This is a genomic window from Haemophilus influenzae (assembly GCF_900475755.1).
Lineage (GTDB): Bacteria > Pseudomonadota > Gammaproteobacteria > Enterobacterales > Pasteurellaceae > Haemophilus > Haemophilus influenzae_D.
Genome location: NZ_LS483411.1, coordinates 1,226,702 through 1,244,528, shown reverse-complemented (window position 1 = coordinate 1,244,528; position 17,827 = coordinate 1,226,702). Strand labels below are relative to the sequence as shown.

Sequence of the window (17,827 nt, the reverse complement as noted above, 5' to 3'; positions counted from 1 at the left end):
TTTGATAGCTTCTATTTATTACAATTTATTAACAAATAAGGCTAAGGCTATCAATTATATTGAATAGAACAATTTCACTGCAAATTATAGAAACGTATAATACCCATACCAAAGGGAGGGCGTTAGCTCAATTATTCAACTAGAAAAAGGAAATTATTATGTCCAAAACATCTATCGGATTAGACAAAGTTCAGTCAGCAGAATTAGCCAATAAACTTAATGAACTACTTGCAACCTACCAAGTTTTCTATACTAATGTACGGGGCTACCACTGGAACATTAAAGGCGTAAACTTCTTTGCATTACACACAAAATTTGAAGAAATTTATACTAATTTAATTGCTAGAGTTGATGAAGTGGCTGAGCGTATTTTAACTTTAGGTTACACACCAAATAATGCTTACAGCCAATACTTAAAAATATCTCGAATTAAAGAAGATATTGCAGTAAGTAACGCACAAGAGTGTTTATCAGGTACATTACAAGGTCTAAAAACATTGCTAGATCAACAACGTGAAATTCTTTCTTTTGCAAATAATGCTAATGATGAAGGTACTGCATCACAAATGAGTGACTACATTAAAGAACAAGAAAAATTGGTATGGATGTTCCAAGCAGCTTGCCAAACTTGTCACGCTTAATGAATAAATTTCAACGCTAACGAAAACTAACCTGCAATCAATCTAACTCAATAAAGTTAGATAAATTTAATTTGTCTAAGATCAAACTTGATCTAACAAATTACCTCAAAAGTAAGAGTTTCCTATTTAGAATAGGAATGTCAAATTCAGTCTGAATAAAGGAAACTCTTATACCTATTATTCACAGCGACCTCTTTAAACTAATTTAGTCAATTTAGCCGCTAAATTTAACGGTTTTTTAAATCAGTAAATAAATCTATAGAAATAAATATTGTAGAGCGTTAAAAATTCTGATTATTAACTATTTTTAGTTGATAAAATATATTCTTGAGAATTTAGAGTTAAATTAATAGGATAAAAAATAATTTAAAATGAAGAAATATTAAATTTGTTAGCTATTTTATTATTTCTTGTCCAATTAGATAAAAAAAGCCCCTAAATAATTAGGGGCATCAAAAAGGAATTTATGAATAAAATCTCTAAAGTTTAGCTTTATCAAAGGAATCTCGATAAAACGCCACTATTATATTGAGTAATCTAAAGAATAGCAAGAAAAATCTTTACATTTCTTTACAAATCTTTACATTTCAGCATTTCGATAATTACTTGAACCGTCTTTTCCATGCCTTGTAAAGAAACCAATTCGTGTTTACTATGGAAATTATAACCACCCGTGAAAATATTTGGGCATGCTAAACCCTCAGATGCTAAAAATGCCCCATCTGTACCACCTCGAATCGGCTTATGATTTGGTTTAATTCCCACCGCTTTCATTGCGCGATCAGCAAGTTCAATTGATTGAGGAACGTTTTTTACCACATCATACATATTTTGGTAGCTATCTTGAATTTCTAACTCAATAGGCTTTTTCAAACCTTTTTTAGCATTAAATTTTTCCACCTGACTTTTAATAAAAGCTTTTCTTTGTGCGAAATTCTGCTCATCAAAATCACGAATCAAATAAGTGAGATCTACTTGCTCAATATCGCCAGAAAAATCTTCTAAATGATAAAAGCCCGCTTTCCCATCCGTTTTTTCTGGTACTTCATCAACAGGAAAAACTTGCTGGAACTCACAAGCTAAAGTCAGTGCATTCAGCATTTTTCCTTTTGCATAACCTGTGTGAATATTCCGCCCGAAAAACCGCACTTTTGCCGTTGCTGCATTAAAGTTTTCGTATTCTAATTCCCCTACTTCTCCCCCATCAATAGTATATGCCCAATCACAGGAAAACTTTTCCATTGGGAAATAATGGATTCCCAAACCAATTTCTTCATCAGGCGTAAAAGCAACACGAATATTGCAATGAGGAATATTCTCTTTTTGAAGAATGGAAAGTGCGGTCATAATTTCTGCAATTCCCGCTTTATTATCCGCCCCAAGCAAAGTGGTTCCATCGGCAACAATAAGCGTTTGCCCGACCAATTTTTGCATAAAAGAATAATAAACAGGGCTAATAAATTCCTCGCCAATACCTAATGCAATATCTCCGCCACGATATTGCTCTATCACTTCGGGGCGTACATTTTTGCCTCTACATTGCGGAGACGTATCAAGATGCGCAATTAAACCGATGGTTTTCGTTAAGTTAGGATCATTAGCGGGTAAAAATGCTGTCACCACCGCGTATTTACTTACTTCAACATTCTCTAAACCAAGTTGGGTGAGCTCTTTTTGCAACTGCATGGCTAACTTCATTTGTCCAACTGAGCTAGGGGAATGCTTAGCATGAGGTTTTGATTGGGTGTCAAAAGACACATAATGTAAAAATCGTTCTAAAAGTTCTGTTTTATCTGTTTGAGAAATCATATTCTCGCTCCTTTTAAAAATATCTTTTTTAGTTTAACGAGAAAAATAGAAAACATCTTGATATATAACAATATTTATAAAATTAACGAAGTAAAATACATCGAAAGTGCGGTTAAATTTCTCGTTATTTTTATGAATGGCAGTTTTTTTACTTTCTAAGGCATTAAGCCCTTTTCATTATTAACAATTCGCTATATCATAAGCGTCTATTTTTATATGTCGCCCCTGCAGTCTTGCAGGTTTTATTTCTACTCAGTACCAAATCATTGGTGAAATTAGGGAGAAAACCAAAGCTAGTGGAAAATCAGCTTCAAAACAAGCCTATTATTGAGCTTCGTTCAATCAAAAAATCCTATGGTTCTAACACTATTATTAACGATTTCAATCTTACAATTAATAACGGTGAATTTGTCACTATTCTTGGCCCCTCAGGCTGTGGTAAGACCACAGTTTTACGCTTACTTGCAGGCTTAGAAGAATTGGATTCAGGTAGCATTATTTTAGATGGCGAAGATATTACCAATGTGCCAGCGGAAAAACGTCATATTAATACGGTATTCCAAAGCTATGCACTCTTTCCACATATGACAATTTTTGAGAACGTAGCTTTCGGTTTGCGTATGCAAAAAGTACCAAACGACGAAATTAAACCGCGTGTTTTAGAAGCCTTGCGTATGGTACAGTTAGAAGAAATGGCTGATCGTAAGCCAACTCAACTTTCTGGCGGACAACAACAACGTATTGCCATCGCTCGTGCCGTAGTAAATAAACCAAAAGTGTTGCTACTTGATGAGTCTTTATCTGCATTAGATTACAAATTGCGTAAACAAATGCAACAAGAACTCAAAATGTTACAACGTCAGCTTGGCATTACCTTTATTTTCGTCACCCACGATCAAGAAGAAGCGATTACAATGTCTGATCGTATCGTATTATTGCGTAAAGGTAAAATCGCACAAGATGGTTCTCCACGTGAAATCTATGAAGATCCAGCGAACTTATTCGTTGCTCGTTTCATTGGCGAAATTAACGTATTTGAAGCCACTGTGATTGAACGTAAATCAGAACAAGTTGTACTGGCGAATGTTGAAGGTCGAGTTTGTGATATTTACACAGACATGCCTGTTGAGAAAGAGCAAAAACTTCAAGTACTCCTTCGCCCTGAAGATATTGTGATTGAAGAATTAGATGAAAATGAACATTCTAAAGCGATTATCGGTCATATTATTGACCGCACTTATAAAGGAATGACATTAGAATCAACGGTAGAGTTTGATCACAACGGAATGCGTGTCCTTGTAAGTGAATTCTTTAATGAAGACGATCCATATATGGATCATAGCGTAGGTCAGCGCGTAGGCATTACATGGCATGAGGGCTGGGAGGTTGTTCTCAACGATGAAGATAATCAATAATAAATTCCAGAAAATTACTGTTGCGATTATCTTCAGTTGGCTCATTTTCTTTGTGTTGATTCCAAACTTGTTGGTATTCGCCGTCAGTTTTCTGACTCGAGACGGTAGCAACTTTTATGCGTTCCCAATTACTGTTGAAAACTATACAAACTTGTTTAATCCACTTTATGCACAAGTTGTGTGGAATTCATTGTCTATGTCGGGCATCGCCACCATTATTTGCTTACTAATAGGTTATCCATTTGCTTTTATGATGAGCAAAATTCATCCTAAATATCGACCGCTCTTATTGTTCCTTGTGGTTTTACCATTCTGGACAAACTCATTGGTTCGTATTTATGGAATGAAAGTGTTTCTCGGTGTGAAAGGTGTGCTTAACACCATGTTGATAGACATGGGAATTTTGAGTGAACCCGTTCGCATTTTGAATACTGAAATTGCGGTAATCATTGGATTAGTTTATTTGCTATTGCCATTTATGATTTTGCCACTCTACTCTGCCATTGAAAAATTAGACGGTCGCTTATTAGAGGCTGCAAGAGATTTAGGTGCAAATGCATTCCAACGTTTCTTCCGAGTGATTTTACCATTAACTATGCCAGGCATTATTGCAGGTTGTTTATTGGTATTATTGCCAGCAATGGGAATGTTCTATGTAGCAGACCTACTTGGTGGAGCAAAAGTATTACTAGTGGGGAACGTAATTAAGAGCGAATTCTTAATTTCTCGTAACTGGCCATTTGGTTCTGCAATCAGTATTGGTTTAACTGTTCTAATGGCATTGTTGATTTTCGTGTACTACCGAGCAAACAAACTATTGAATAAGAAAGTGGAGTTAGAATAATGAGTCGTTTACTACGTAATGCATTTATGTTTGTGGTATACGCTTATTTGTATATCCCAATTATTATCTTGGTAACCAATTCCTTCAATTCAGATCGTTATGGTTTAAGCTGGAAAGGCTTTAGTTGGAATTGGTACGAGCGTTTATTTAATAACGACACCTTAATACAAGCTGCGATTCATTCGGTAACTATTGCATTTTTTGCGGCTACACTAGCTACTATTGTAGGTGGATTAACTGCAATCGCACTTTACCGCTATAAATTCCGCGGTAAACAAGCAGTAAGCGGTATGCTATTTATCGTTATGATGTCTCCAGATATTGTAATGGCAGTATCTTTACTTGCGTTATTTATGATTGTCGGTATTTCATTAGGTTTCTGGTCTTTATTACTAGCCCATGTGACCTTCTGTTTACCCTATGTGACCGTAACCATCTTCTCTCGCTTAAATGGCTTTGATGCTAGAATGTTAGAAGCAGCGAAAGACTTAGGTGCAAGTGAAGTGACCATTTTACGTAAAATTATCCTTCCTTTAGCATTACCTGCAGTTGTATCAGGCTGGTTATTAAGTTTCACTATTTCATTAGATGATGTTGTGGTTTCATCATTTGTCAGTGGTGTAAGTTATGAAATCTTACCATTGAGAATATTCTCTCTAGTGAAAACCGGTGTAACACCTGAAGTTAATGCTTTAGCAACGATTATGATCGTGCTTTCATTAGCTCTTGTCGTTTTAAGCCAGCTAATTACACGAAAAAATAACCATTAATTAACAAAAGGTTTCACAAACCTTTGAATTTAAAATAGAATACGCCTTGACGCACAATCAAGGCGTTTTTTTATGCCTGTCATTCGGCAGGTGGTTTTTTACGACTCTTTAACAGGAGAACAAACAAAAATGAAAAAATTTGCAGGTTTAATTACTGCCAGCTTCGTAGCTGCAACTTTAACCGCTTGCAACGATAAAGATGCTAAGCAAGAAACTGCAAAAGCTACGGCTGCTGCTAATGACACTGTGTATCTCTACACTTGGACTGAATATGTACCAGATGGTCTTTTAGATGAGTTTACTAAAGAAACTGGCATCAAAGTTATCGTTTCAAGCCTAGAATCAAACGAAACAATGTACGCAAAACTCAAAACTCAAGGCGAGTCTGGTGGCTATGATGTTATCGCACCTTCTAACTACTTCGTTTCTAAAATGGCACGCGAAGGAATGTTAAAAGAACTTGATCACAGCAAATTACCTGTTCTTAAAGAATTAGATCCTGATTGGCTCAATAAACCTTATGATAAAGGTAACAAATACTCTCTTCCGCAACTTTTAGGTGCGCCGGGTATCGCATTCAATACCAACACTTACAAAGGCGAACAATTCACTTCTTGGGCAGACTTATGGAAACCAGAATTTGCAAACAAAGTTCAGTTATTAGACGATGCACGTGAAGTATTCAACATTGCTTTATTGAAAATTGGTCAAGATCCAAATACTCAAGATCCAGCAATTATCAAACAAGCCTATGAAGAATTATTGAAATTACGTCCAAATGTACTTTCTTTCAATTCCGATAACCCAGCTAACTCGTTCATCTCAGGCGAAGTGGAAGTGGGTCAATTATGGAATGGTTCGGTACGTATTGCTAAAAAAGAAAAAGCACCTCTAAATATGGTATTCCCAAAAGAGGGTCCTGTACTTTGGGTTGATACTCTTGCAATTCCTGCAACAGCTAAAAATTCTGAAGGCGCACACAAGCTGATTAACTACATGTTAGGGAAAAAAACAGCTGAAAAATTAACCTTAGCTATCGGTTACCCAACCTCAAATATTGAAGCGAAAAAAGCATTACCAAAAGAAATCACTGAAGATCCAGCGATTTATCCGTCAGCTGATATATTAAAAAATAGTCACTGGCAAGATGACGTTGGCGATGCAATCCAATTCTATGAACAATATTATCAAGAATTAAAAGCAGCAAAATAATTGGTCAATTAGCAAAGAATTAAAATCTGATTCTGTGCAATATTTCCTCTAAATAAAAACGCCCTTTCGGGCGTTATTTTTTAAGCTTTACCGTCAGCCAAATTTTTCTTTTCTTCCAATTCTTCCCAGCGTAAAAATGCCTTTTCTAATTCAGCTTCAGCATCCGATAATGCTTTTAATTTAGCATCGGTAATATCGTGAGATTGTTGGAAAAATGCTGGATCGGCTATTTCAGCTTGCAGTATGGTGATTTTGGTTTCTAATTCTTCCAATAGTTGTGGAAGTTGTTCTAGCTCACGTTGTTCTTTATAAGAAAGTTTCACTGATTTCGGCTTAGAAGTGCGGTCATTTTTTACCGAACTTTCTTCTTTTAGCTGTTCAGTTTTCTTCGCTTTAACTTGTTCTTCTGTTGCTTTACTTGCCCAGAAATTGGCTTGTTGCTGTTTCGCATCAAAGAATCCTCCCACATACTTATTCAAACGCCCTTCACCTTCGAATAAATAACATTCTGTCGCAGTATTATCGATAAATTGACGGTCGTGGCTCACAATTAACAATGTGCCTTGATAATCAGTCAAAATTTCTTCTAAAAGCTCCAATGTTTCTACATCGAGATCATTGGTCGGTTCGTCAAGAATCAATAAATTATTTGGTTTAAGCAGTAATTTGGCGAGCAATAAACGATTTCTCTCTCCCCCAGATAAGGCTTTAACTGGCGTCATTGCACGTTTTGGCGAGAACAAGAAATCTTGCAAATACCCTAGCACATGGCGTTTTACACCATTGACTTCAATATCTTGTTTGCCATCCGCTACATTATCCATCACGGTTTTTTCGGGATCTAAATCAGCACGATATTGGTCAAAATAAGCAATGTCTAATTTGGTGCCACAACGAATTTTTCCTGATGTTGGCTGAATTTCCCCCAGCAATAATTTAATGAACGTGGTTTTCCCACAGCCATTTGCCCCAACAAGCGCAATTTTGTCTCCACGTAAAATCGTTGTTGAAAAATCTTTTAATAAGGTTTTTCCTGCGATTTCATAGCTCACATTTTCCATTTCAAAGACAATTTTGCCTGAACGACTTGAGGTGTCTAACTGTAATTTGGCTGTTCCCATTACCTCACGGCGTTGGCGGCGTTCCTCACGCATCGCTTTTAATGCTCGCACTCGCCCTTCATTTCTTGTACGGCGAGCCTTGATACCTTGGCGAATCCACACTTCTTCCTGTGCTAGACGTTTATCAAATAATTCATTCTGCAAGGCTTCAACGCGTAGATTTTCTTCTTTTGTGGTTAAATATAAATCGTAATTTCCTGGATAAGACCGCAATTGACCGCGATCTAAATCCACAATGCGTGTTGCCATTTTGCGAATAAAAGAACGGTCATGGGAAATAAATACAATGCTACCTTGGAAATCCAGTAAGAAATTCTCCAGCCATTCAATAGCTTCCACATCCAAGTGGTTGGTTGGTTCATCAAGTAATAACACATCAGGATCGCACACCAATGCGCGTGCTAGTGCCGCTTTGCGTAACCAACCGCCCGAAAGTGCGGATAATTTTGTGTTTGGATTTAAACCTAGTTTTAACAATACTTCATTGATTTTATTTTCAAATCGCCAGCCATCAGCGTGTTCTAATTTAGCCTGAACTTGCTCTAATTGACTTAAAATTTGATCACTATAATTTTCTTCCAATTGAACAGAAATATGATGATATTCTTTCAATAAATCCGTTAAATGCCCTACGCCTTCCGCGACATAATCAAAAATGTTGCCTTGCGCATTACGCGGTGGGTCTTGTTCTAAACGAGAAACCACAAGATCTTTTTCGTATTGGATTTTGCCATCATCCATGAGCACATCGCCTGCGATGATTTTCAATAAAGTTGATTTACCTGCGCCGTTACGCCCAACTAAACAAACGCGTTCATTCGGTTCAATATGTAGTTCTGCGTGATCTAATAAAGGTGCATCGCTAAAAGAAAGGTATCCATTGGTTAAACTAATTAATGCCACAACTGCCCCATAAAAATTCAGTGAAAATTAACCGCACTATTCTATACAGTTTGCATAAAAAATCCCATCAATTCAATGTCAAAGTTGCTGATATACCCGCAAGGCGTGCGCATCTGACATACCTGCAATATAATCGCAAATAATCCGTTTTTTCCCTTCTTCTGGTGCATTACGCCAACGATTTGCAGTATTTCTTGGTAATAAACGCTCTGGGTCAGATTCAAAAATTTGGAACATTTCTGTCAGCATTCTCTGCCCTTTATATTCGATTCGTTGAGTATCCACATTGCGAATAACATAATCCCAAACAAATTTTTTAAATACACCAAGTGCAATAATCACTTCAGGTGACAACTCTGCGTTATAACGTAACAAAGGTTCATCAAAATTTGCCGTTAATTTCCACCGCACATTAGTAATAAAAAAGTTCACCAATGCACCAATGGCTTGTTTTCGTTCAAAATGTTTATCAGAGAAAAGTCGTTGGCTAATTGAATCAATATTTTCTTGCAACCAAGCTGAAGGAATTTGTTTCAATGCGGAATGTGCCGCTTGCCATTGATGAGGATTTACCACGCCAGTCACAATGGCATCTTCTAAATCATGTACGCCATAGGCAATATCATCTGCTAATTCCATAATGCTGCAATCCAGCGATTTAAACCGAGTATGTAAAGATTCAGCTGGATTTTCCCGCACTTTTTTAAATTGACAGAATAAAGTGCGGTCATTTTCAGAAAGATTTTCCAGCAACCAATTAAACATTTTTAAATCATCACGGAAAATGCCTTTTCCTGGAATCCAATCGTGAATACGCACAAAACGAGGATCAATATTGCGAGAAAAATTAAGTTCTGCATATTGAGGCGAAGCCACATCTAACAACGCAGGATATTTCACGACACCCAATAGTGTTCTACGCGTTAGATTCATCCCTGCATTTTCAGTATAAGGCTCAAGTTTCGTTAAAATTCTAAAGGTTTGCGCATTGCCTTCAAAACCGCCCTGCTCTGCCATCATATAATTTAATGCCGTTTCGCCACCATGCCCAAAAGGCGGATGCCCAATATCATGAGCAAAACACAAACTCTCAATAAGATCGTTACTCGGCAATAAAGGTTTTAATTGTTTTTGCAACTCGTTTTTATCAATATTTAATGTTTGCGAAAGGCTTTCAAAGGTTTCTACAAATTTCAACTGAGCAACTAGACTACTGCCAATCTGAGCCACTTCCAAAGAATGGGTTAAGCGAGTGCGATAAAAATCATTTTCGCCAATTGCGTGTATTTGGGTTTTCGCTTGTAAGCAACGAAAGGCGGCAGAATGTAAAATTCGCCCACGATCGCGACGAAATGGTGGACGATTATCTTTTTCGCGTGGAGGATCGGGTAGAAAACGTTCTGTCCAAGAAGAATTAACCGTAAGTAATTTCATATCGCTTTGTTTTATTTAGTTTTTCTGCATTATCTAATCATTCAGCGTAAAAAACAACCGCACTTTATCTAGAACAAACAAAATCTAGAATGAATAAAGTGCGGTTGAATTTTTATTGATATTTAAACAAAGAAATAAATCAGCTTAAATACAAATGGGGCGAGAATAGAACTAATAATTCCACAAAGCACGAGAGAAATCGAACTGTAACTGCCTGCAGTTGGATTAGTTTCCATACAGCTTACTGTACCAAGTGCGTGAGAAACCGAACCAACAGAAAGCCCAATGGCTTCTTGATGTTTAATACCTAATTTTTTTAATACAAGATAACCAAATATCGATCCTTGCAAACCAGCAACCACAACACCAACTGCAGTTACGGCTGGAATGCCGCCTAAATGACGAGAAACTTCCATCGCAATAGGCGTTGTGATGGATTTAGGTAAAACTGTTGCGATCATTTCGGGCGTTGCACCTAAAAGAAATGCTAAAAGTCCACCACTTAACATCGCTAAAAAAGAAGCTATAACCACCGTTGAAAGAATAATTTTCCATTGTTTGGCAATTTGACGAAGTTGTTCATAAAGAGGCAATGCAAGAGCGACGATACTCAAGCCAAGTAAATTATTAATAGGCGCATTTCCTGCCATATAATCATCGTAAGGAATCTTACCTATCACTAAAATCGCCGCCAAAATTAATACTGTTAAAACAAAAGTATTAAAAATCATTGACTTCCAACGTTTACTAATTTGTAGTGCTAGCCAAAATCCAAAAATAGTCAAAAATGTATAAAAATAAATAATGTACTGCTGCATATAACTTTCCTAACATACTAATTCGCTTGTTTTACTTGATTTTCTCTACGTTTCATTACTTTTTTGCGTTTATGTGTAAAAGATTGCGCCTGATACAAATAATGACCGAAAAATCCTATAACAAGTAACGTGACACAAGTACTCACAATATTAGGAACAAGCAAAATATTAACTTGCTCTCTCAATAAATCAGAATATTTGATAATTCCCACACTCACTGGCACAAAAAGCACCGCCATAAAACGAATTAGCAAACTTGCACCTAAATAAATCCAATTTAAATGAATTACTCGTGTTGTTAAACCTAAAAAGAGTAGCAATAATCCCCAAATGCTTCCCGGAACGCCAGCTGGAATGTAATAAGCAATAAGATTTCCGAGATATAACATAATGGATAAAATGACCAAGGAACGAACTAATAAAAATAATTTTTGAATCATATACAACCTTTTTCAACTATTTTCATAATATTTCAAAATTATTTTACGCTTTTTTTGCTAACTTGAGCCATTTTTTCGGTAAAATAACCAGACTTAGATCAAAAACTTTGCAAAATGATAAATCGAAAAATACTATTGGCGAGTTTATTACTTATTTTTACCGTACTTTCTGCTTGTTCTCGCGAAAAAAATACGTGTCGTGTGGTTAAAATTAGTGATGGCGATACGCTCACTTGCCTCACTAAAGGCAATAAATCCATTAAAGTTCGTTTAGCCGAAATTGATGCGCCAGAAAAATCTCAAGCCTTTGGGCAAAAATCGAAAAAAACCTTGTCTGATCTGGTTTATCAAAAAAACGTACGTCTTTCACTAAAAGGAAAAGATCGCTATCAACGAACCTTGGCGATTGTTTATTATCAAGATAAAAATATTAATTTAGAAATGGTTAAACAGGGTATGGCATGGGCTTATAAGCAATATTCCCATGATCCGATTTATCTTCAAGCACAAGAAAATGCACAAGCCAAAGGAATTGGTCTTTGGGCAGACAATAATCCGATTGAACCAAGTCAATGGCGCAGACAAGAGAAAAATCAATATGGCTTTTGATTATCAAACGTTCCGTCAAGAATTTCCCTATTTCCAACGTGAAGATGCGGTTATTTATTTAGATAACGCCGCCACCGCATTAAAACCTCAAGTGTTAATTGATCGCACCGCTGAATTTTATGCGTCTGCAGGTTCGGTGCATCGCAGCCAATATGATGCTGCCCAAACTGTGCAATATGAACAGGCTCGCACACAGGTTAAAGAATGGGTTCATGCAGAAGATAAACGCACTGTTATTTGGACTTCGGGTACAACTCACGCAATAAACTTAGTGGCAAATGGATTGCTGCCGCAATTAAATGCAGAAGATGAAATTCTGATTAGCCAAGCAGATCATCACGCTAATTTTGTCACTTGGCATGAAACGGCGAAAAAGTGCGGTGCAAAAATTCGAGTTTTACCGATTTTAGATAATTGGCTAATTGATGAAAATGCGCTGATTTCAGCTCTTTCTGAAAAAACAAAACTGGTTGCGCTGAATTTTGTTTCAAATGTCACGGGCACAGAACAGCCGATTAAACGCCTGATTCAACTGGTTAGAAAACATAGTCATGCATTGGTTTTAGTAGATGCTGCACAAGCGATTAGTTATATCAAAATTGATTTACAAGATTTAGATGCAGACTTTCTCGCATTTTCTGCCCATAAAATTTATGGCCCAAATGGACTTGGCGTTTTAACAGGAAAATTGACCGCACTTTCTCAACTTCAACCGCTCTTTTTCGGTGGAAAAATGGTTGATCGGGTATCAAATGAGCGTATTACTTTTGCCGAATTGCCTTATCGTTTAGAAGCTGGCACACCCAATATTGCTGGGGTTATTGGCTTTAATGCGGTGCTGGATTGGCTACAAAAATGGGATTTTACCGCAGCAGAACAGCACGCTATATCTTTGGCTGAATCCGTCAAAGTGCGGTTAAAATCTTACGAGAATTGCCGATTATTCGATTCCCCTCAACCAAGCACCGTTGTTTGCTTTATATTTGACGGCATTGACTGTTCCGATCTTTCTACACTTTTGAGCGAACAAAATATTGCGCTTCGTGTGGGCGAACATTGTGCCCAACCTTATTTAGCACGCTTAGGCGAACGCACCACATTGCGTCTTTCTTTTGCGCCTTATAATACGCAGGAAGATGTGGAGGCATTCTTTACCGCCTTAGATAAAGCACTGGATTTATTACAATGATAGAACAATTAAAACAAGCTAAAAATTGGGAAGATCGCTATCGCCTGATTATTCAAGCAGGCAAAAATTTATCTCGCCCAAGCGATAATGAACTCGCTCAAATGCAACCTATTACTGGCTGCGAAGCACAAATGTGGTTTCAAATTATGCCTAAAAATGACCGCACTTTTCAATTCAGCGGATTTAGCGAAGCCAGAATTATGAATGGCTTGCTTTGGATTTTATTCAATAAAATCAATGGTAAAACAGCGGATGAATTGAATACATTTGATATTATTGCCTTTTTTAGCGAACTCGGCATTTCACAACGTTTAAGTGAAATGCGTTTAAACGGCTTAAACCAAATCGGACAGCAATTAAAAAATTTATGTATTTAATCGAAACTTATTTTCGCCTGACTGCGCTCGAAAATAATATTGAATCACAAAGTCGTTTACTCAATGCAGTGATCGATCAATGGCGGTATAACGGGCAAATTATCGGACGTGAAATTCCTTTATATTTAGCGGAAGAAGATGGCGCACAAGGTTTTGCTATGCGTGTCATTTGCCCTGAGCAAGATAGTCTTTTCCCGCAAAATAATAACACAGAAGTGAATCGTGCATTACAAGAAGCCGAAAAGTGCGGTGTAATTTTTGATGGTTTTCAACTTGTGGGCGATGATTTCAATTCAGATCAAACGGCTGAAAATACATCGCCAGCTTGGCAAGTGCTTTACACAACTCATTTACAAAGTTGCTCGCCGATTCATAGTGGAGAAAATTTCGCACCCATCCCTTTATATAAACAACTAAAAAATCAACCGCACTTAAGCCAAGATCTGATTAAATGGCAAGAAAATTGGCAAGCCTGCGATCAACTACAAATGAATGGTGCGGTATTAGAACAACAATCTTTGGCAGAAATTTCGGAGCACCAAAGCACACTTTCAAAACATGGGCGCTATTTAGCCCAAGAAATAGAAAAAGAAACTGGCATACCGACTTACTATTATTTATATCGTGTAGGTGGGCAATCTTTAGAATCTGAAAAATCCCGTTGCTGCCCTTCTTGTGGTGCAAATTGGGCGTTAAAAAATGCGATTTTTGATACCTTTCATTTTAAATGCGATACCTGTCGATTAGTTTCGAATTTATCGTGGAATTTTTTGTAATTAATTTATAAAGTGTCGAAATTTGCAAAAGTCGAACACCTAATCGGAGAAAAGATGAATTATCAAGACAACAGCTTAAAATCCTTAAAACTCGGTCAAAAAACGGAATACGCCTCTCAATATGACCGCACTTTATTACAGCCTGTGCCACGTGCGTTAAATCGTGATGGATTGAGCATTACTCAAAACCAACCATTTACTATCGGCGCCGATATTTGGACGGCTTATGAAATCTCGTGGCTCAACGAAAAAGGCTTACCGCAAGTGGCTATCGCAGATATTTATCTGGATTATCAAAGCCAAAATTTGATTGAATCAAAAAGTTTTAAACTTTATTTAAATAGCTTTAACCAAAGCAAATTTGCCGACTTCAACGCCGTTCAACAAACTATGCAACGTGATTTAAGCGAATGTGCGCAAGGCGATGTAAAAGTGCGGTTAAATCCAATGGCAGTTTATGATTCTCAAAAAATTGATCATTTACAAGGCGATTGCATTGATGAACAAGATATTGAAATTACCAGCTACGAATTTAACGCTAATTGGCTGAAAGATTGCATATCAGATGAAATTGTCGAAGAAAAATTAGTCAGCCATTTATTGAAATCTAACTGCCTCATCACCAATCAGCCTGACTGGGGCACCTTGCATATTCACTATGTTGGTAAAAAAATCGATCACGAAAAATTATTGCGTTACGTTGTATCGTTCCGCCAACACAATGAATTCCACGAACAATGTGTCGAACGTATTTTTTGCGATTTAATGCACTACGCAAAACCAGAAAAACTCACCGTTTACGCACGCTATACCCGTCGTGGCGGATTAGACATTAATCCATTCCGCTCTAATTTTGAGAATTTACCTGAAAATTTAAGATTGGCGAGACAGTAAAAAACTGCGGTGAAATTTCACCGCACTTTCCCTACCCTTGTTTCAAATCATTTGCCTGCTGCAATAACTGACGGCTTTCTTTTAAAAATTGTTCGGAATAATCGCCAAACCAGTCACGCACCTTGTGGAAAGCATCAATAAAACCTTGACGATCATTCTTTTCAAAGAAAGTTAAGGCTTCGTCGTAAGTTTGTTTTAGCGTTTCAATTACCGCTAAATTTTCTGGCTTATCCATAATAATATCTGCGTAAAGCTCTGCATCTTGCGCAAATAAGCGACCGATCATCGCAAGTTCTAAGCGATAAATAGGAGAAGAAAGCGCCAATAAATTAGCAAGATTAACGGGCTGTTTGGAAAGGTGTAAACCATTCGCAAAAGTCGAAAAATGGCGCAAGGCTTGTATATAAGTCATATTGTGATCGTGTTCTGTGGCATTGGTTTGATAAATTTTTGCACCCCAAATTTGAATTTGCTCAAGTAACCATTCGTAACGTTCAGGGAAACGTCCATCACAACGCACAACTACTTGTTTTGCCATACTTGCAATATCTGGCCCAAACATTGGATGTAAACCTAAAACAGCACCAGTATGGATTTCAAGCATTTTCGCTAGCGGTTCACGCTTAACAGAGGTTAAATCTGCAAGTAGCATGTTTTCCGTTAAATAAGGTTTTAAGCGTTCAATTGTTTCTAAGGTGAGATTAATGGGGACGGAAACGATCACGACATCAGCATTCGTTAAAATACTTTCAGCTACCGTCCAATCTTCACGATCTAAAATAGAAATTGGATAGCCAGATGCACGTAAATAGCGGGCAAATAAGCCACCTAATTTACCATAACCGCCCACAATAACAATTTTGTGAATATCAGGATTGATGGTTTTAAAGCCAAATTGGTTTTCATTGGCATAAGATTCGCGCATAAAACGGCGTAGGACATCTTCAATCAGATCTGCTGAAATGCCTGCTTTTTCAGCCTCTAAACGACGCGCTTGGAGCATTGCTATTTCACGCTCTGGCGCATAAATAGGTAATCCGTGTTGATGTTTAACTTTACCGACTTGAGAAACCAACTCAAGACGTTTAGCAAAAAGTTGGATAAGTTCGCGATCAAGCGAATCAATTTCAGAACGTAAATCCTTAAGGGCTTCCATAAAACTCACCTGTAATGTTTATCTTACATATATTGTAAAAAATTAATTACAGGGAGATTACTAGAATTTTATAAGAAAGGCAATTAAGTTATGCGGATTGTGTGATTAACCGTTGTGGGCGAATTATATTTCCATCAATTAAGGCTACACCTAAGAATAAATTCTCCGCTGAAAATAACCGCACTTGACCGCTTAATTGCTGTTCGTTAGCAAATTTCACTCGCTGACCAAAACCAATGGCTTTACTCTGCTCTGTATCCAAATGCAAAGTGGGCAATTTACTTACAGCGGTATCAGTTGGCAGTAATAGATGATCCAATTCACTTAACGGAAAACTTTCAGCAAGCAATTGTAACTCATCGATTGGCATCATTTCTGCTACGGGGTAATCCGCTACGGCTGTACGGCGTAACATTGTCACATGTGCGCCACAACCTAGCACTTCACCCAAATCATCTACTAAGGTGCGAATATAAGTGCCTTTTGAACAATGCACTTCTAAAGTTAAATAAGGCGCATTATAGTCAATAAAATTGAGTTCAAAAATCGTAATTGGACGCGCCTCACGCTCAACCGTAATACCTTGGCGCGCGTATTCATAAAGCGGCTTGCCGTTATGTTTTAGTGCAGAAAACATCGTCGGCACTTGTAAAATATCGCCACGAAATTGTTCAAGTGCGGTCAAAATTTGCTGAGTTTCAACATGAACTTCACGCGTTTCCACCACTTGCCCTTCCGCATCGGAAGTATCGGTACGCTCGCCTAATTTTGCCGTAACAAGATAACGCTTATCTGCATCAAGCAAAAATTGTGAAAACTTAGTTGCTTCGCCCAAGCAAATCGGCAACATCCCCGTTGCCAACGGATCGAGCGCGCCAGTATGCCCAGCTTTGTTCGCTTGAAATAAACGCTTTACCTTTTGCATAATGTCATTTGATGACATGCCTTGTGGTTTATCCAACAAAAACACTCCATCAACATCACGCCAGCGTTTACGAGGTCTAGACATTAATTGCTTTCCTCAACATGTTTTTTCTCATCTTCACGCACAACATTTGTCACAAGATTTGACATACGCATCCCTTCCACTAAGGATTGATCGTAAATAAAACGAATCTCTGGCACGATACGTAAACGCATCGCTTTGCCTAGCAGCGAACGAATATAAGGCGATGCTTTTTCTAAGCCTTTCATACCTTGCTCAATTGCCGTTTCATCGTGATCGAATAAAAAAGTCACGAAGATTTTTGCGTAAGATAAATCACTCGACACTTCCACATCAGAAACCGTCACCATCCCAATACGGGGATCTTTCACTTCGCGTTGTAAAATGACTGCTATTTCTTTTTGTATTTCTTGAGCGACGCGATCGCTACGTTTAAATTCTCTTGCCATAGTTATTCCTTATTTATAAAATCG

Annotated in this window: 18 protein-coding genes; 10 read left to right on the top strand and 8 right to left on the bottom strand. The window is 37.5% G+C overall.

Annotated features, from left to right (window positions below; translation table 11 throughout):
• Window positions 1-158 precede the first annotated feature (158 nt).
• Window positions 159-641, top strand: a complete 483-nt coding sequence (locus tag DQN24_RS06145) for a Dps family protein (RefSeq protein WP_040033813.1) — start codon at window positions 159-161, stop codon at window positions 639-641.
• Window positions 642-1,211: 570 nt separating this feature from the next.
• On the opposite strand, the gene pepT is transcribed toward DQN24_RS06145, so the two are convergent.
• Complete coding sequence (gene pepT, locus DQN24_RS06140; RefSeq protein WP_111695544.1) at window positions 1,212-2,450, bottom strand: peptidase T; 1,239 nt, start codon at window positions 2,448-2,450, stop codon at window positions 1,212-1,214.
• Window positions 2,451-2,746: 296 nt separating this feature from the next.
• Between pepT and potA the strand changes: the two genes are divergently transcribed.
• The 4 genes from potA (at window position 2,747) to DQN24_RS06120 (ending at window position 6,691) form a co-directional block, all read left to right on the top strand.
• The gene (potA, locus tag DQN24_RS06135; RefSeq protein ID WP_021035274.1) at window positions 2,747-3,865 is read left to right on the top strand and encodes a spermidine/putrescine ABC transporter ATP-binding protein PotA; all 1,119 of its coding nucleotides are present in this window, start codon (window positions 2,747-2,749) and stop codon (window positions 3,863-3,865) included.
• A complete protein-coding gene (gene potB / locus DQN24_RS06130) occupies window positions 3,849-4,709 on the top strand; it encodes a spermidine/putrescine ABC transporter permease PotB (protein WP_041175343.1) in 861 nt (286 codons plus the stop codon). Before potA ends, potB begins: the two co-directional genes overlap by 17 nt.
• A complete protein-coding gene (potC, locus tag DQN24_RS06125) occupies window positions 4,709-5,479 on the top strand; it encodes a spermidine/putrescine ABC transporter permease PotC (protein WP_021035276.1) in 771 nt (256 codons plus the stop codon). The genes potB and potC overlap by 1 nt, the downstream gene beginning before the upstream one ends.
• A gap of 129 nt (window positions 5,480-5,608) precedes the next feature.
• Window positions 5,609-6,691: an extracellular solute-binding protein gene (locus tag DQN24_RS06120; protein ID WP_005650701.1), complete on the top strand. Its 1,083-nt coding sequence runs from the start codon at window positions 5,609-5,611 to the stop codon at window positions 6,689-6,691.
• A gap of 80 nt (window positions 6,692-6,771) precedes the next feature.
• On the opposite strand, the gene DQN24_RS06115 is transcribed toward DQN24_RS06120, so the two are convergent.
• The 4 genes from DQN24_RS06115 to DQN24_RS06100 all read right to left on the bottom strand — a co-directional run bounded on the left by DQN24_RS06115 (window position 6,772) and on the right by DQN24_RS06100 (window position 11,407).
• Complete coding sequence (locus DQN24_RS06115; protein ID WP_111695543.1) at window positions 6,772-8,715, bottom strand: ABC transporter ATP-binding protein; 1,944 nt, start codon at window positions 8,713-8,715, stop codon at window positions 6,772-6,774.
• A 78-nt stretch (window positions 8,716-8,793) separates the two neighbouring features.
• Window positions 8,794-10,149, bottom strand: a complete 1,356-nt coding sequence (locus tag DQN24_RS06110) for an anti-phage deoxyguanosine triphosphatase (RefSeq protein WP_021035278.1) — start codon at window positions 10,147-10,149, stop codon at window positions 8,794-8,796.
• 122 nt (window positions 10,150-10,271) lie between these two features.
• A complete protein-coding gene (locus DQN24_RS06105) occupies window positions 10,272-10,967 on the bottom strand; it encodes a CidB/LrgB family autolysis modulator (RefSeq protein ID WP_041175344.1) in 696 nt (231 codons plus the stop codon).
• Window positions 10,968-10,984: 17 nt separating this feature from the next.
• The gene (locus DQN24_RS06100) at window positions 10,985-11,407 is read right to left on the bottom strand and encodes a CidA/LrgA family protein (protein WP_021035280.1); all 423 of its coding nucleotides are present in this window, start codon (window positions 11,405-11,407) and stop codon (window positions 10,985-10,987) included.
• Between the two features lie 114 nt (window positions 11,408-11,521).
• On the opposite strand from DQN24_RS06100, the gene DQN24_RS06095 reads away from it, so the two are divergent.
• Genes DQN24_RS06095 through queF form a run of 5 tightly spaced genes read left to right on the top strand, consistent with a single transcriptional unit; the run spans window position 11,522 to window position 15,252 of the window.
• On the top strand, window positions 11,522-12,016 hold the full coding sequence (locus DQN24_RS06095; RefSeq protein ID WP_020910060.1) for a thermonuclease family protein: 495 nt from the start codon (window positions 11,522-11,524) through the stop codon (window positions 12,014-12,016).
• The gene (locus DQN24_RS06090; RefSeq protein WP_111695542.1) at window positions 12,006-13,205 is read left to right on the top strand and encodes a cysteine desulfurase; all 1,200 of its coding nucleotides are present in this window, start codon (window positions 12,006-12,008) and stop codon (window positions 13,203-13,205) included. Before DQN24_RS06095 ends, DQN24_RS06090 begins: the two co-directional genes overlap by 11 nt.
• A complete protein-coding gene (locus DQN24_RS06085) occupies window positions 13,202-13,582 on the top strand; it encodes a SufE family protein (RefSeq protein WP_111695541.1) in 381 nt (126 codons plus the stop codon). Before DQN24_RS06090 ends, DQN24_RS06085 begins: the two co-directional genes overlap by 4 nt.
• On the top strand, window positions 13,573-14,358 hold the full coding sequence (locus DQN24_RS06080; protein WP_111695540.1) for a Zn-ribbon-containing protein: 786 nt from the start codon (window positions 13,573-13,575) through the stop codon (window positions 14,356-14,358). Before DQN24_RS06085 ends, DQN24_RS06080 begins: the two co-directional genes overlap by 10 nt.
• Window positions 14,359-14,412: 54 nt before the next feature.
• A complete protein-coding gene (gene queF / locus DQN24_RS06075; RefSeq protein WP_111695539.1) occupies window positions 14,413-15,252 on the top strand; it encodes an NADPH-dependent 7-cyano-7-deazaguanine reductase QueF in 840 nt (279 codons plus the stop codon).
• A 31-nt stretch (window positions 15,253-15,283) separates the two neighbouring features.
• Here the strand turns inward: queF and tyrA are convergent, their stop codons facing one another.
• The 3 genes from tyrA to rbfA all read right to left on the bottom strand — a co-directional run bounded on the left by tyrA (window position 15,284) and on the right by rbfA (window position 17,803).
• Window positions 15,284-16,408, bottom strand: coding sequence for a bifunctional chorismate mutase/prephenate dehydrogenase (gene tyrA / locus DQN24_RS06070; RefSeq protein WP_172453978.1), 1,125 nt, complete (start codon window positions 16,406-16,408; stop codon window positions 15,284-15,286).
• A gap of 88 nt (window positions 16,409-16,496) precedes the next feature.
• Window positions 16,497-17,417: a tRNA pseudouridine(55) synthase TruB gene (gene truB / locus DQN24_RS06065; protein ID WP_021035286.1), complete on the bottom strand. Its 921-nt coding sequence runs from the start codon at window positions 17,415-17,417 to the stop codon at window positions 16,497-16,499.
• Window positions 17,417-17,803, bottom strand: coding sequence for a 30S ribosome-binding factor RbfA (gene rbfA / locus DQN24_RS06060; protein WP_005628626.1), 387 nt, complete (start codon window positions 17,801-17,803; stop codon window positions 17,417-17,419). The genes truB and rbfA overlap by 1 nt, the downstream gene beginning before the upstream one ends.
• Window positions 17,804-17,827 lie beyond the last annotated feature (24 nt).

Coding starts and splice junctions, on each gene's coding strand:
- DQN24_RS06145 (WP_040033813.1), top strand. CDS start 159: ATGTCCAAAACATCTATCGGATTAGACAAAGTTCAGTCAGCAGAATTA.
- pepT (WP_111695544.1), bottom strand. CDS start 2,450: ATGATTTCTCAAACAGATAAAACAGAACTTTTAGAACGATTTTTACAT.
- potB (WP_041175343.1), top strand. CDS start 3,849: ATGAAGATAATCAATAATAAATTCCAGAAAATTACTGTTGCGATTATC.
- potC (WP_021035276.1), top strand. CDS start 4,709: ATGAGTCGTTTACTACGTAATGCATTTATGTTTGTGGTATACGCTTAT.
- DQN24_RS06120 (WP_005650701.1), top strand. CDS start 5,609: ATGAAAAAATTTGCAGGTTTAATTACTGCCAGCTTCGTAGCTGCAACT.
- DQN24_RS06110 (WP_021035278.1), bottom strand. CDS start 10,149: ATGAAATTACTTACGGTTAATTCTTCTTGGACAGAACGTTTTCTACCC.
- DQN24_RS06105 (WP_041175344.1), bottom strand. CDS start 10,967: ATGCAGCAGTACATTATTTATTTTTATACATTTTTGACTATTTTTGGA.
- DQN24_RS06100 (WP_021035280.1), bottom strand. CDS start 11,407: ATGATTCAAAAATTATTTTTATTAGTTCGTTCCTTGGTCATTTTATCC.
- DQN24_RS06095 (WP_020910060.1), top strand. CDS start 11,522: ATGATAAATCGAAAAATACTATTGGCGAGTTTATTACTTATTTTTACC.
- DQN24_RS06090 (WP_111695542.1), top strand. CDS start 12,006: ATGGCTTTTGATTATCAAACGTTCCGTCAAGAATTTCCCTATTTCCAA.
- DQN24_RS06085 (WP_111695541.1), top strand. CDS start 13,202: ATGATAGAACAATTAAAACAAGCTAAAAATTGGGAAGATCGCTATCGC.
- DQN24_RS06080 (WP_111695540.1), top strand. CDS start 13,573: ATGTATTTAATCGAAACTTATTTTCGCCTGACTGCGCTCGAAAATAAT.
- queF (WP_111695539.1), top strand. CDS start 14,413: ATGAATTATCAAGACAACAGCTTAAAATCCTTAAAACTCGGTCAAAAA.
- tyrA (WP_172453978.1), bottom strand. CDS start 16,408: ATGGAAGCCCTTAAGGATTTACGTTCTGAAATTGATTCGCTTGATCGC.
- truB (WP_021035286.1), bottom strand. CDS start 17,417: ATGTCTAGACCTCGTAAACGCTGGCGTGATGTTGATGGAGTGTTTTTG.
- rbfA (WP_005628626.1), bottom strand. CDS start 17,803: ATGGCAAGAGAATTTAAACGTAGCGATCGCGTCGCTCAAGAAATACAA.